Annotated in this window: 12 protein-coding genes and 3 pseudogenes; 8 read left to right on the top strand and 7 right to left on the bottom strand. The window is 42.4% G+C overall.

The genetic code is table 11. The annotated features are described in order from the left end of the window. The first annotated feature begins 267 nt into the window (after positions 1-267). From V7K60_RS21360 to V7K60_RS21340, 5 genes and pseudogenes are all read left to right on the top strand, one after another. Positions 268-687 (top strand): annotated as a pseudogene (locus V7K60_RS21360) (ISAzo13-like element transposase-related protein). A gap of 328 nt (positions 688-1015) precedes the next feature. Then, positions 1016-1336 (top strand): peptidase inhibitor family I36 protein, encoded by a 321-nt coding sequence (locus V7K60_RS21355; protein WP_334928109.1) that lies wholly within the window; start codon positions 1016-1018, stop codon positions 1334-1336. Positions 1337-1645: 309 nt separating this feature from the next. Further along, a pseudogene (locus V7K60_RS21350) lies at positions 1646-3795 on the top strand (peptidase domain-containing ABC transporter). A gap of 129 nt (positions 3796-3924) precedes the next feature. After that, on the top strand, positions 3925-5286 hold the full coding sequence (locus V7K60_RS21345) for an HlyD family secretion protein (RefSeq protein ID WP_334928108.1): 1362 nt from the start codon (positions 3925-3927) through the stop codon (positions 5284-5286). Positions 5287-5601: 315 nt separating this feature from the next. Next, positions 5602-6832 (top strand): annotated as a pseudogene (locus V7K60_RS21340) (ISAzo13 family transposase). A gap of 889 nt (positions 6833-7721) precedes the next feature. On the opposite strand, the gene V7K60_RS21335 reads toward V7K60_RS21340, so the two are convergent. From V7K60_RS21335 to V7K60_RS35360, 6 genes are read right to left on the bottom strand one after another with little or no spacing between them, the layout of a single operon-like run. Next, positions 7722-7952, bottom strand: coding sequence for a hypothetical protein (locus V7K60_RS21335; RefSeq protein ID WP_334928106.1), 231 nt, complete (start codon positions 7950-7952; stop codon positions 7722-7724). 34 nt (positions 7953-7986) lie between these two features. Further along, the gene (locus tag V7K60_RS21330) at positions 7987-8121 is read right to left on the bottom strand and encodes a hypothetical protein (protein WP_334928104.1); all 135 of its coding nucleotides are present in this window, start codon (positions 8119-8121) and stop codon (positions 7987-7989) included. A 12-nt stretch (positions 8122-8133) separates the two neighbouring features. Continuing rightward, positions 8134-9177: a serine/threonine-protein kinase gene (locus V7K60_RS21325; protein ID WP_334928102.1), complete on the bottom strand. Its 1044-nt coding sequence runs from the start codon at positions 9175-9177 to the stop codon at positions 8134-8136. A 15-nt stretch (positions 9178-9192) separates the two neighbouring features. Beyond that, a complete protein-coding gene (locus V7K60_RS21320) occupies positions 9193-10032 on the bottom strand; it encodes a protein kinase domain-containing protein (protein WP_334928100.1) in 840 nt (279 codons plus the stop codon). After that, the gene (locus V7K60_RS21315; protein WP_442944441.1) at positions 10004-10306 is read right to left on the bottom strand and encodes a transposase; all 303 of its coding nucleotides are present in this window, start codon (positions 10304-10306) and stop codon (positions 10004-10006) included. The genes V7K60_RS21320 and V7K60_RS21315 overlap by 29 nt, the downstream gene beginning before the upstream one ends. Positions 10307-10309: 3 nt before the next feature. Then, positions 10310-10465 (bottom strand): transposase, encoded by a 156-nt coding sequence (locus tag V7K60_RS35360; RefSeq protein ID WP_442944440.1) that lies wholly within the window; start codon positions 10463-10465, stop codon positions 10310-10312. Positions 10466-10564: 99 nt separating this feature from the next. Here V7K60_RS35360 and V7K60_RS21310 point away from each other — a divergent pair, with 99 nt between their 5' ends. After that, on the top strand, positions 10565-10948 hold the full coding sequence (locus V7K60_RS21310) for a hypothetical protein (protein WP_334928098.1): 384 nt from the start codon (positions 10565-10567) through the stop codon (positions 10946-10948). A 250-nt stretch (positions 10949-11198) separates the two neighbouring features. Continuing rightward, the gene (locus V7K60_RS21305) at positions 11199-11591 is read left to right on the top strand and encodes an ATP-binding protein (RefSeq protein ID WP_334928096.1); all 393 of its coding nucleotides are present in this window, start codon (positions 11199-11201) and stop codon (positions 11589-11591) included. A 326-nt stretch (positions 11592-11917) separates the two neighbouring features. On the opposite strand, the gene V7K60_RS21300 is transcribed toward V7K60_RS21305, so the two are convergent. Continuing rightward, positions 11918-12124 carry a hypothetical protein gene (locus V7K60_RS21300; protein ID WP_334928090.1) on the bottom strand — a complete coding sequence of 69 codons (207 nt, stop codon included), beginning with the start codon at positions 12122-12124 and terminating at the stop codon, positions 11918-11920. A gap of 699 nt (positions 12125-12823) precedes the next feature. Between V7K60_RS21300 and V7K60_RS21295 the strand changes: the two genes are divergently transcribed. Next, positions 12824-13915, top strand: a complete 1092-nt coding sequence (locus tag V7K60_RS21295) for a DUF4350 domain-containing protein (RefSeq protein WP_334928088.1) — start codon at positions 12824-12826, stop codon at positions 13913-13915. Positions 13916-13959: the final 44 nt, after the last annotated feature.

Here is a 13959-nt window from a genome sequence, read left to right as displayed (position 1 = left end):
TTCAACAGCAAGATTTGATTCAAGGCTTAACTGGTTTTCATTGGTGGATTCAAATCGAGGCTTAATCATAAGTAATTTACCGAACATGATATAACATGGCAGTTTAAGCGGTTGACTGGAATGACTCCGAAGCAAGTTCGCTAACACTATCAGACATAAGGCTTTACCATTTCAAGCTATCTTGATGGACACTTGGATTGGTAACCTTTCCAGAGGCGGTAAAGCTCGGACACTGGAGGCAAAAGCTGCGGATGACCACGATACACAGTGGCAATCAGTCTTAGTTCCTTTTGGCATCCTCAACACCCACACGTTTCATTACTATCGATTTACTTGGGTCAGTCGGCTGAAACTAGTGATTTTATTGTTGATTGTTTAACCGCTTGGTGGCATGAGAATCAACACGATTACCTTGAACTCAATGAATGGGTGATTGACCTCGATGGTGGTGCAGCAACTCGCAGTAACCGCACACAATTTATCAAACGCATGGTTAAACTGTCTCAAGCAATTAATTTAAGAATCTGACTGATTTACTATCGCCTGTACCATAGCAAATACAATTCGATAGAGCGCTGTTGGGCTGCCCTAGAGAACTATTGGAATGGGGCAATTTTAGACTCGGTTGAAGCCGCTATACAGTGGGCTTCTAATATGACTTGGAAAGGGATTGCACATGGATTGTGATCAAATCCTCCACGTTTAGCAACTAAAACGTCCGGCTGTTCCCATGTTTATTGCCTAGTTATTTGGCGCGGCTACACCGCGCCATTGTTTGTGATAGTTGCGTAAGTCCTGACTATAAAAATTTGATAATACATCATAAGAATATGAAAGAAATTGACTGTTAGGACTCAGTACACTTTAGTTAGTAAATCAAGTGGTTATGTCACAAAGATTTTGTGAGCCACTGTTTACTTCAGAGTTGTAATGTGTCCATTTCAACCATTTCCATAACGGTTTTAGTTGTTTGTGACACATGCTTCAATTACCATCAATTAAAAGGAGAAACATCATGACTACGAACAATTTGTACGCGATCGACACCGTTCAAGATCTCAACGAGAAATCTGCGGCGACGGTTCAAGGTGGCATTCTGGTTTACACAGGTCCTAATTTCGGAGGGTCACGAAGAGATGTGCAGGCTACACGCAATCTAGGCTCTGTGGGATTGAATAATGTCATCTCCTCGATCCGCAACAACACTCGGAAAACCTGGGTATTCTACACTGGTATCAACAACTCAGGACGCAGCTTTAGCCTACGTGCCGGACAATCAGTTAGCCGCCTGGGGAACTTCGACAACCAGATTTCTTCGCTGAGAAGCATCGGCTAAACTCACTCTCTAGCCTACTAGTTTGCCAATTTTGAATTGCGGGATATCCCGTAATTCAAAATTAAATTTAAGGAATTTTTGGGGGGTTGAAGATCACCTCAAAAATTCCTTGGCTGAGGTGATTTTAGATTTTAGATTAAATGAAAATCTGAAATCTAAAATATTTAGTTTCAAGCCTCTCTGCTCACAGAGAACAAAACAAAAAAATTCAATATTTAAGCCTCTCCTTTATAAGGAGAGGTTAATCCAAAATCTAAAATTGAGTGATGTTTAAACAACTATTTGCGTCACCTTGTTGAGAACTCAGCTATGAAATATCCTAGCGTGTTGCAACATAGCGAAGAAGATTGCAAAGCTGCGTGTCTCGCCACCGTTGCCAGGACTCACGGACGCACCCTCGCCATCAGCCGCATCCGTGAAGCTGTCGGCACAGGATCGCGCGGCACCTCGCTGCTGGGACTCAGTCGGGGTGCAGAAGCATTAGGTTTTAACGTGCGGCAGGTGAAAGCCAGCGATGCTTTCCTCGATCGCCTGGATCAAGCCCCTCTGCCTGCAATTATCCACTGGAAAGGCTATCACTGGGTTGTGCTGCATGGGCGAAAGGGCAAGCAGTATATCATTGCCGATCCGGGTGTGGGAATCCGGTATCTCAGCCGTTGTGAACTTGTAGAAGGCTGGAGTAACGGCATTATGCTATTGCTCTTACCCGACGACAATCGCTTTTATCAGTAACCAGAAGATACGATCGGTGGATTAGGACGATTCATTGGGCGGGTACTCCCTTATCGCTGGCTGTTGGCTCAAGCGACTGGGCTGAATGTGGCGATCGGTCTACTCTCCCTGACTTCGCCGCTGATGATGCAGTTCCTCACCGATGATGTGCTGGTGCGGGGCGATCTGCAATTACTGACAACTGTGGCGATCGGGGTAATTGCCATGAACCTGTTTAGCAGTGCGATCGGCCTGGTGCAGGCTCATTTGATTGGTCACTTTGGGCAACGTTTGCAGCTTGGGCTGGTTCTGGAATATGGACAGCAGTTGTTGCATTTGCCCTTGAGCTACTTTGAGGGACGGTGCAGCGGCGAGGTGGTCAGCCGGATTGACGATATTGATGCGATCAATGCGCTGGTGTCCGAAGTTGTCCTGGGCTTGCCCAGTCAGTTTTTCATTGCTTTGATCTCTCTAGGCTTCATGCTGTTCTATAGCTGGCAACTCACGCTGGCCTCTCTGGCTGCCTTTGCCCTGACTGCTTTAGTCAATCTGCTGTTTGTGCCTGCCTTGTGCCAAAAAACACGCAATCTAATCGTCTCCGGTACAGAAAATCAGGGCTTTCTGGTCGAAACCTTTCGCGGGGTGCAAGTCCTCAAAACCACCCATGCGACCGCTCAAGCCTGGCAGGAATATCAGAGCAACTATGGTCGCCTTGCAAATTTGGACTGGGGCATGATGAAACTGGAACTGTATAGCAGCACGATCACGAATATGCTGTCTACCCTGACGAGTATCGCTGTCCTCTGGCTGGGCAGCTATCTGGTGATTGGGCAAACGCTGTCGGTGGGTCAACTGCTGGCGTTTAGCGGTATGAGCGGTCATTTGCTGGGCTTTCTCAGTTCAGCAATCAAACTGATCGACGAATTCCTCAAAGCCCAAGTCGTGATTCAGCGCCTGACAGAAGTGATCGACGCTACGCCCGAAGATGCCCACGACGAGAAAAAGCCCTGGGCAGATATACCCTATACAGCAGATATTACCTGCACAAACCTCAATTTCCACCACGCTGGACGAGTTTATCTGCTGCAAGACTTCTCCCTGACCTTTGCTGGTGGACAGACGATCGCCCTGGTGGGTCAGTCGGGCTGTGGCAAAAGTACGCTCGTCAAATTGCTGGCAGGTTTATATTCGCTGCAATCGGGTAATATCCGCTATGGTATTTTCAACCAGCAAGATATATCGCTGGACTGTCTGCGCCAGCAGGTTGTTCTCGTTCCCCAGGAACCCCATTTCTGGAGTCGATCAATTCTCGACAACTTTCACTTTAGCTATCCCCATATCTCGTTTGAAGAAATTGTTCACGCCTGTCAGCTTGCGGGAGCCGATGAATTTATCAGCAGCTTACCCGACAAATATCAGACGGTGCTGGGCGAATTTGGGGCGAATCTTTCCGGTGGACAGCGGCGGCGATTAGCGATCGCCCGTGCCCTGGTGACTGACCCGCCGATTTTGATCTTAGATGAATCGACGGGGCGCTCGATCCAGTCAGTGAAGCACAATTACTTGATCGCCTGCTTGATCACCGCCAGGGTAAAACCACGATTTTGATCAGCCACCGTCCGAAAGTAATTCAGCGTGCCGATTGGGTGGTCATGCTCGAACAGGGCAGGTTGAAAATTCAAGGAACGCCCGCCGATCTGCGGCAGCAGGCAGGTTCTCACTTAGACTTGCTGGATGATAACGTATGAGATGCAAAACAGTTCGTGATGCCGTTGGCTGATGAGTATCGTAATGGACATCACAAGAATATTACAACAGATATTGCAACGATGCATTGATTAATTCGTTCCAGTCCTTTTATTCCAGCGAGAATCCTGATGACTCAACAGATTCACTTTCTACCGCCGATTCGAGACAATGAATTCCTGCCACCCATCAGCCGTTGGACACAGATTGGAGGATTGGTGATCGTCGGCATCATGGGGATTGGCATGACGCTGAGTGCGGTTACGCATTACAAAATGACTGTCAAAGCGCAAGCCACGATTCGTCCGGCGGGGGAATTGCGGTTGGTACAAGCCGCTACCGAAGGTGCAGTGATGCAAGTTTTAGTCAAAGAGAATCAACTCGTAGAACGGGGAGAGGCGATCGCCACGATCGATGATGCTCGCCTGCAAACGAAAAAGAGTGAGCTGCAAAGCACTCATCAGCAAGCCCAACTCCAACTCGTGCAAATTAATGCTCAAATTAGTACCCTCAATCGTCAGATCGCAGCAGAAACCAATCGGGTCGATCGGGCTGTAGCAGCGGCCCAAGCAGAGCTGAGCCAGCGCGATCGGGACTATCAAGAAAGACAGGTGACAACAGCGGCGGATCTGGAGGAGGCAGAGGCAACGGTGAAGCAGGCGATCGCCACCCTACAAGCCGCCCAGACGAAGCAGCACCGCTATCAGGAGGCGGCTGAAGCGGGTGCGCTCTCCCGCGATCAGGTAGAGGAAGTAGAGTTGGCAGTACGGCAACAAGAACAGGCAGTCGCAGCGGCTAAAGCCAAACGGCAGCGCACTCAAGCAGCGCTCAATCCCAGCCATGCGGAAGTGACAATGGCGGCTGAGCGTATCGCCCAGGAGCAAGCCAGCGGTCAGGTAAACCTCGCGGCATTAGCCAAAGAGCGAGAAGCCCTGGTGCAGCAGCGGATTGAAATCGACAAACAGCTAGAGCAAACCAACCACGAACTCCAACAAATCGAGCTGGATCTCCGCCAAACCACGATCGCCGCTACCGCACACGGGATTGTCGCCAATCTCCATTTACGCAATCCAGGTCAGACCGTGCGAGTAGGCGAGAGTATCGCTGAGATTGTTCCGGGTGATGCACCGCTAGAAGTAAAGGCAGCCGTGTCGCCGCAGGATCGAAGCAAACTGAAACCGGGTCAACGGGTACAGATGCGGGTTTCTGCCTGCCCTTATCCGGATTATGGTGTCCTGAACGGTCACGTCAGCCGCATCTCGGAAGATACTGTTAAACCTCCAGCCAATGCAGCCGCTCCAGATGCCGAGCAAAGCAGCACTGCACCTGCCTTCTATGAGGTGACGATCGCCCCAGAGCGTCGATCACTGGGACGGAGACAACACCAATGTGTGATTCAATCGGGGATGGAAGGAAGAGTCGATATCATTGCCCGTGAAGAGACGGTGCTGACATTCTTGCTCAGAAAAGCAAGGCTGATGGCAGACCTATAGGTTCTCAAATTATTTGATCGCTCCAGATTCAAATTCACTTTTCCACTGTTCACGGAACGTGGAAAATTTGTGTTTGTACCAGATAAGACGAAAGAATGACACCAAAACAGATTCGTTAATCCCATAAGAATCTAACAAATCGTTGTAATAAGCTATTCCACATCTAAGGGACTTCCAGAAAATAAACTATTCCCTTAGCAATAATGATAATCATTTTTAAAAAGGGACGAAGGGGCTGCCGTCCGCAGCCCCTTCATCCCCCTTTTGTAGTAATTTGAATAATGACAGAGTTTTTGAGTGTGGTAACTGGTGGCTATAGTATTAACTGATTCTCTCAAAAAGTTGTTAATTGAAACTGCATCTCAATTAAAAGGTGCAGCAAAGCGTAAATTTATGGCACAGACAGTTCAAGGCTTAGGTTTAGGAGGGCAAAGGCTTGCACAATCAGAATTAGGATGGAATCGAGACACAATTCGGAAAAAGACAAGAGAACTAAAAAGCGGTATTATTTGCGTTGATAACATGAGTGGTAAAGGACGTTAGAAAGCAGAAGAACACCTGCCAAATCTTTTAGAAGATATAAAAAATTTAATTGACTTCTATAGTCAAACCGATCCGAGTTTTAAAAGTCAAAGACTATATACTAGACTCAGTGCAGCCGAAGTCAGAAAGCAATTAATCGAAAAGTATGGTTACAGCGATGAAAAGTTACATACGTCAGAAACAATTCGAGTCAAATTAAATAATTTAGGTTACAAGCTCAGAAGGGTCAAGAAAGTTCAACCTCAAAAAAAATTCCACAAACTGATGCAATTTTTGAGCAATTAGATATAGTAAATAAAGATGCAGATGAAGATAAGAGTGTTTTACGTCTAAGCATGGACGGAAAAGCCCGTGTTAAGATCGGCTCATTTAACCGAGGGGGTAAAAGCCGGGATGGGGCGAAGGCTGACGACCATGATTATAATCCGAAAACAACTGTAACTTAGTATGGGATATTTCTTCCAGAGCTTGATGAGCTATTTTTGTATTTTACAGAATCGAAAGTTACCAGTGATTTTATTGTTGATGTTTTAGAAAATTTTTGGTTAGCAGAAAAACGATGTTTTTCTGATATTAAAACCCTAACTCTTAATCAAGATAATGGACCGCAGAATAGTTCACATCGTACCCAATTTATGAAACGTATAGTAGAGTTTGCCCACAAACATCAAGTAAATATACGTTTAGCTTACTATCCTCCCTATCATAGTAAATATAATCCAATAGAAAAGACATGGGCAGTATTAGAAAATCATTGGAATGGCAGCATTTTAGATGAACTAGAAACAGCTTTAAGTTTTGCTAGCACAATGAAATGGAACAGGAAATATCCAACCGTTAAGCTAGTACATAAAACATATCAAAATGGGGTGAAGCTTACAAAAAAACTATGGCTCAAATTGAAAAGTAGATTGAGCGGCTAACCGATTCAACTCATGAATTTTTTCCCAATTTAGGTAATTGGTTTATTGATATTTGTTGTAGTAAAACAAAAATTATTTGATTTTAATAACAGCATTTATTTGAACTACAAAACATAATAATTTTACACCATTTAACTTCAAAGCAGACGACAAGTGTATAGATTCTTCATGTATAGATGAGAGGGAGAAAAGGGCTTGCTGAGGGCAACCCCTTTTCTCCTCCCTTAAAATGATTATCATTATTGAAAAATCTTGTCTTTTGTTTTTCTTGGAATGATTTATTCTTTGGAAGTCCCTTACCTTGCGGTCAACCTACTCAAATCTATCGACTGATATTTGAGAGTCCATAGGGTTTACCATGTTTCGTACAAGTGACATTTGATTGTTTTGGGTTCCATCTTTATCCCGGTGGGAGTTGTGTCCTTTCAACTATTTCCGGTTGGACAAGAAATAATTCGCCCACTTACCTTTTGGTTAGAGTGTGTCAGCCTTATTTCACTCTTTGATGTAACGAGACTTACAATGATTCACTTACGTTAACCCTTAACAATTTTCCCTTTGCTTTCTTACAAAATTAGGCTTTTTGTATTTAAGCTTTCGTGCCTTGTATTCCACCAATTTTATTACTTACTCTTGGTGTAGGCAGAGTCCGAGACTCTTTTACGTAGGAACAGGGAGAAAGGATTCCCTGGAGGAGACGGCTCCTCTGTCATAACGCAATAATGCGTTTTTGCACGACTTCATGTCGCACCCAGCCATCATCATCTTTCTTGACCCAGGGGTTACGTCAATTTCGTAGTGACGGGACAATTCCGCCTTGCGCTGCTGATGTCGTTCGGTTTTCGTTTTCGCCCTTTTATCTTGCAGCTTCTTGAGTTCAGCCCCAGAGAGTTCATCAGATTTGCATATTCAGTTTTTGTGGGTAGGATGCTGAAGCGAGGTTGAATATAACTTTCTATGGCAAGTTGCTTATTTTGAGTCAGGAAAGATAAAAGTTCTATAAAGCCAGCGACGTAAAAGCATTAGCTTATCTTGTGTTTGATAGTAAATAACCAAGTCATTATCTTGGTAATGGCTTTGCCATAATTGTTCTAAAGGTTTGCAGTCTTTTAGAACTTGAACTGCCAGCCAAGTGGCTAAATTCTCAATAGAAGGTTCTGCTAGCCATATTTGCTTGTCAGTTTCGGTAATATCTGCCAAGAAGTGTGCTATCGAGTTGTCTCGCGGGTACGAGTCAAGTGGCTACTACTAGTTGTTGGTTTTCTGTCCACTCGCTTGGCAAAGGTAAGGAACCAAAAATTTCTTGCAAGCGAAGACATGGGTCTTGTTTTATTTCCGCTATCGCATCCAATTTATCCCAAGCTTTCAACCATTCGTTAGTTCATTCACATAGCAGCTTGCCTTTCACCCAATAGGGAAAAGCATTAATACCAAAAGATTTCATCCACTCCACTTCTGTTGTAATTGGAATGTAGCCGAATGGAATTTCGTATTTTTTTGTTGGGTCGAGAATGATTGGTTTATCTGGGTTAATTTGACTTTGGCTTGTTAATCTCGGAGGTTCAAATAAGTTGAAATTTGCTGGTGTTGTTTTTGCATTTATCGATTGCCTTTGCGCTAGCGTACCAGAGGTATATTGCTTGATGCTATATTCAGCATTCTCAGCTATTTTTGATGTTTTAATTACTTCTACAACACTTGGTGAGACTGCTGCCTGTACAACTTCCTGAAGTTGCATTTTTACTTCATCAAATTGCATTGTTTTTTCAATATTTACCCTCTGAGCTTGTTCGGTAGATTTTCTCAGACAATAAAGTCCGTCAATTTCCTTTAAAAATTCTGCTGCTGAAGTAAATCTATTTGATCTTTTGGGGGCGATTGTTCGCATAAGTAGCTGCACTAATTCATCGCTCAAATCCTCGCAGCCATCTATTTCAATTGGATTATGGGGTAACTTCTGTTTTGGAGGTTGCAGTTCATCAAAAGGGTAGTAACCTGTAACACATTCGTAAAAAACGATGCCCAAAGCATGCAAATCCCGGTCAATTTTTTCTTCTAGTGTCAAATTTATCGTTAGTTTGCAGTCAGGAGGTATGTAGCGGCGAGTACCAGCACTAATGATCATTTCATCGCTGTCCGATACTGCGACATTAAAGTCAATAATTCGCACACCTTTGTCAGTTAAAAGTAAGTTAGAAGGTTTGATGTCTTGGTAGCAAACTTTGTGCTGGTGCAAGTGTAACAAACTAGTGGCAGTCTGCTTGGCAATTTCAACTGATTCTTCTAGAGAAAGAGTTTTCTTCTCGATAAGACTTTCAATATCCTGTCCATCAAGGTACTCAAAAACAATAAAAGGAGTATCATCTTTTAAACGGCTTGCAAATATAACTTCAACAATGTGAGGGTGCTTAGGAACCTTTAACAAAGTACTATACTCTTGTTAAACTCGGTCATATACAGAACGGCGATCGCGTGTTACTAACTTGAGTACCAAATCTCTTTTGCGTAAAATATCGAAAACATGATATGCTACAGCAAAGCTACCTGGTCGTCCCAATCGCTTGATTACCCTATATTGGTTATCAAAAATTGTATCGGGAAGCAGGTTATTTATATCTAGATTTGGTTGTGTTGCAAGCAGGATTAGTTCTTGTAAAGCTGCATCAGCGTTAGAATAGCGGTCTTTAGGATCAAAAGCAGATAATTTTTGCAACCATCTATCCCAATCCCATGAAAGTTCAGGATTGTGTTTCGATGACTGAATGGCAAAAATGGTGTTGCATTCATAAATTTGATTAGCATCTGCAAAAGCTGGAACTCCCGTCAAAAATTCGTAAAATAGTAAGCCAATGGAGAAAAGGTCAGAAGCAACACTGGCTTGAGAAGGATCGTTTTGACATTCGATTGCTTGGTATGCACCATATTTTTCTAGATCATCAATAATATCGTCTGCGATCGTGCTAGTACGATCAGAAATATGGGCATAATCGAAGCTGATTAAACGAGCTTGACCCGTAGCAGTAATCAAGATGCTATTAGGTGTAATATTACGGTGAATTACACCATGCTTGTGGGCGTGTTCTAAACCGGATAAAACTGTAACTACACTCCAGAGCCAGCGATAAACATCAATAACCCAATGGGCGAAATTCTGACCACGGTATCCACCATCAACCCAAATCCGAATCAATCGACCTATGCAATGGTATACTTGATCGAGTTTAAACAAAACCTGTTTTGCGCCTGCTTGTTCACTTACGTTTGCGGCAGTAATGACCACAACTATTACTCTTGCCTAAGGTATCAATCAATATGTGTCTTTTACGTCCCTTGATTTTCTTTCCTGAGTCATACCCAACTTCCTTGGATACCATTGTTGCTGTCTCAACCGATTGACTATCCATAATGGCCTGGGATGGCGATGGTTCTCGGTTTTGGCTTACACGTACCCATAAACGCAGGCGTTCATGGATTTGTTGCCATGTTCCGTCCTTGCGCCATTGCCGAAAATAATCGTAAACGGTTTTCCAATTTGGGAAATCGTGGGGGAGCATACGCTACGCACAACCTGCACACAAGATATAAAAGATTGCATTCACTACTGCTTCCATATCAATACTGCGTTTTCTACCACCTTTTTTAGCTGCTGGAATTAGTCCTGATCGCAATTCCCACTGCGATGAAGTCAAGTTACTTGGGTACGATGGATTCATGGCTCTGGTAACGCTGTCATGCTTAAGTATTTTTTCTACTGACAGGATACTGTTACGTGAGCTTTCTCACTTTTCAGACATCCTCTAAGCATCAAGCGAATGTACGCTGAACAGATTATTAATGGTACTAAAAAAATTGAGTTGCGAAAGCGTTCAATTGGGATGGAATTAGGTGATCTAATTCTTCTGTATGAAATGACACCTGATTCTATTATAAGAGGAGGTTTTATTGCTGATAAAACCATATCTTTACCTGTCTGTAAAATGTGGAGTAAGTATCACTATATTCTTGGAGTAGACAAAGAATTTTATGATATGTATTTTGAAATCTGTGAATTTGCATACGGAACTTTTATATATGAAAGTTTTATTTTTCCTTCAATTTCTCTGAAACAAATACACGAAATTTGCCCTAATTTTACACCACCACAAGCTACAATCAACTGGCGTCAGGATTGGTGCATTAAGTCTGAATGGATGTGATGCACTTAACAAGGGAGGAAATGAGTTAAGGCAGGAAGGGAGACTAAGTGAACAGTTGAGTTTATTGCATTGCAGTAAATAGAGTCGATTAATTTTACTTGACTTTAAGTGCTAAATAAAATTATCGTGTGGTCAAGTGTGTATTGACGAATCAATGAATTGCTGTGTATATTTAAAAATCATCATTTTTATTGTTTTTTATATATAAATAAACAATATACTAAAACGGAAAATAATTTTTGTTGGTGGAGTGCATGGTGTTAGTAAAACAATGTTTTGTAAAAATATAGAATCAAGATTTAAGATCGAAGATTTTTCAGTGAGCAATCTGATTGCCAGAGAAAAGACAGAGGAACATCTTCGTAACAAACGAGTTGAGAATATTGTCGGAAATCAAGATATTCTAGTAAAAGCAATAAACAAGTATTTAAAGAATGAAAACACGTATTTAATTGATGGGCATTTTTGTCTCTTAAACAAGGATAATGAAATCACTAAAATTCCATACTCAACATTTGAAGGCATTTGCCATAGTGCTATTATTGTTTTAGTTGACGAACCTGAAAATATTTATACTCGTTTAAGCTTAAGAGACAGTGTTAAACATGATCTAGCTCTCCTGCGATCTTTTCAAGAACAATAAATTTATAACGCTGAGTACATCAGAGAGAAATTAAACATTCCCTATCTAATGTGTAATGCTGCTAAGAGTGAGGACAAAATATATACTTTCATTGAAGGTTTAGTGGCTCAAGCAGTATCAGAATGAGAATTTCCTCAGTCTTAGTAGTATAATGAAACCCCCAAATCGCCTTGCTTGGATGGGAGCGATCGCTTGTGCAATTTGAGTGATATTATGTGCGATTAAATAGCCTTAGTCACTAAAAACCCCACTCCATTTAAGGGGTGGGGTTTCTAGTAATTTCCAAATAAGAGTTAATATCATAAGAGAGGACTTTAACCTCATCGCTAAAATTTGCCAAATCCCATAAGGTGATAAGCAAAACAAGCAGTATCAAAGTAGTTGGGGTAATTGAGATCATTAGAATGGCTATGGATTGGATTGTAGTCATTTGCTGTGTTGATTTGTGCAGCAATGTAGTTATTATCGACTGTTTTAGTGCTAGCAATTCCAGATACAATATTTGCAAAATTTATTAAGTTTGTAGCTTTCATAAAGTTCTCCTCAACTAGAGCTTGGTACAATTAGTTTTCTCTAGTAATACAGTTTTCTTATTTATAAGCCGAAACCTTTTGCACTTTGATCGCCTAATAGATAGATTTAGTCTTCATCCATTTGGATGAGCTAGTTGACTCCAAAGTTGTAAAATCGAGAGTAAGTAAAAGGTTGAGTCAGTAAAAACTAATAAATCGCCGACGAGTGCGCTACTAAAATCCTTTGTTAAAGTCAATTTTTTTAACGTAGACGCATTCGCAGAGCGTCTCCAAGAGTTGCGGCTTGCCGCAGGCTACCACAGAGGCGCAGAGAAGCCAGTGCGTCCTTGCAGTTCCCCAGAGGCTAACGCCTTTCCTTCCCTACGGGATGCTCCGTGAACGGAACGCTATGCGAACGCGGAGCGTCTCGTAGAGAAGGGAGAAGCAACTGGCGCGATACCGAGAGAAAAAAGAAATGCTTAACCCAAGCGTATGCCCTATGTCCAGCCCTTTGCAAGCCCACCACCAACTTAGGTAAGGCTGAACGTCGCCACGTGAACCAATCGTTAGGATTGTAATGTGCATATTGTATGGTTTGTTACCACAGATGTTTTAATGCGGAATTTAAGAAAATTAATTATATTTTTGACTTTAGCTGAAAAATAAGTAAGTATTAACACTTGTGATTCTGAAACGAAGTGATTATAGTGAAAGTCAAAAATGAAGCGTTCAAATCGCCTTGCTTGGATGGGAGCGATCGCACTCGCTGCGATCGTTTTACTTAGTTTATTGGCGGCTCCCAATAATACTAAAATTAACGCTGGCTCTACCTATAACCGCAACTCAGATGGCTATGGTGCTTGGTACGCTTTTATGCAACAACAGGGAATTTCTATTAAGCGCTGGCAAAAGCCTTTTAGTGATATTCAGCCAGAGAACAGCCCAATTACCTTGCTACAGGTAGGGGGCTATCCCAGGGAAACCACACTGGATAGTCAAGAGCAGGAATGGGTAGAAAAAGGGAATACTTTGGTAATTTTGGGTGCGAAGGCGCGGGTTACAGAAGCGGAGTTTCACACTATGCAAAAATCTCCTGAAGGTGATATTAAAATTGATACACGTAGACGATATAAAAAAGCTAACTCCCAGCAAGTTAATTTAGGCGATCGCTTTGGTGCTGTTGTCTGGAAAGAAAATTACAAAAAAGGAAAGCTGATTTTTTCTACTACTCCTTATTTAGCTGCCAACGCCTACCAAGATTATTTAAGTAATTTCAAGTATTTAGCTAGTTTGGTTACTGAAAAAAGTCACACAGTTTTTGTCGATGAATACATCCACGGCTATAAAGATGCCGATGTCAGGAAGAAAGAAAGCGAAGGAGATTTATCTAGCTTTTTTGCCAAAACTCCTTTACTTCCAATATTGATACAGGTAGGTATCTTGCTATTAGTGCTAGTTTGGGCGCAGAATCGCCGCTTTGGTAAGCCAGTAGCTTTAGATACACCAGTTGTAGATAATAGCGAAGCATACATCCAAGCTTTAGCCGGGGTGTTGCAGAAAGCTGATACCACCGATTTTGTTGTTGAAATGGTAGGTAAACAAGAACAACTACAACTCCAAAAAGCCTTGGGATTAGGGCAAGTACTTTTAGAACGTCAAGCCTTGATCGATTTCTGGATGGAAAAAACAGGTGCAAGTGCAGCAGAACTAGATGCAGTTTTAAAGCTACAATCTCGCAAACAACCCATCAGTGAACGAGACCTGTTAAGCTGGTTGGGGAAATGGCGAAGCATTAGGGAAATTAAAAATTAAAAATTAATTTTTTGGAATTATTCATAGTATTTCTGGGTTAGTTA

Origin of the sequence: Nostoc sp. (assembly GCF_036917555.1) — a bacterium.
Classification (GTDB): Bacteria; Cyanobacteriota; Cyanobacteriia; order Cyanobacteriales; family Nostocaceae; genus Nostoc.
Note: the sequence above shows the minus strand (reverse complement) of the source record. Positions and strands in the feature narration are given on the sequence as shown.

Excerpts from the sequence above, each read along its gene's own strand:
- V7K60_RS35360 (WP_442944440.1), bottom strand. The coding sequence starts at position 10,465 with ATGAATCCATCGTACCCAAGTAACTTGACTTCATCGCAGTGGGAATTG.
- V7K60_RS21295 (WP_334928088.1), top strand. The coding sequence starts at position 12,824 with ATGAAGCGTTCAAATCGCCTTGCTTGGATGGGAGCGATCGCACTCGCT.
- V7K60_RS21300 (WP_334928090.1), bottom strand. The coding sequence starts at position 12,124 with ATGAAAGCTACAAACTTAATAAATTTTGCAAATATTGTATCTGGAATT.
- V7K60_RS21355 (WP_334928109.1), top strand. The coding sequence starts at position 1,016 with ATGACTACGAACAATTTGTACGCGATCGACACCGTTCAAGATCTCAAC.
- V7K60_RS21310 (WP_334928098.1), top strand. The coding sequence starts at position 10,565 with ATGTACGCTGAACAGATTATTAATGGTACTAAAAAAATTGAGTTGCGA.
- V7K60_RS21345 (WP_334928108.1), top strand. The coding sequence starts at position 3,925 with ATGACTCAACAGATTCACTTTCTACCGCCGATTCGAGACAATGAATTC.
- V7K60_RS21315 (WP_442944441.1), bottom strand. The coding sequence starts at position 10,306 with ATGCTCCCCCACGATTTCCCAAATTGGAAAACCGTTTACGATTATTTT.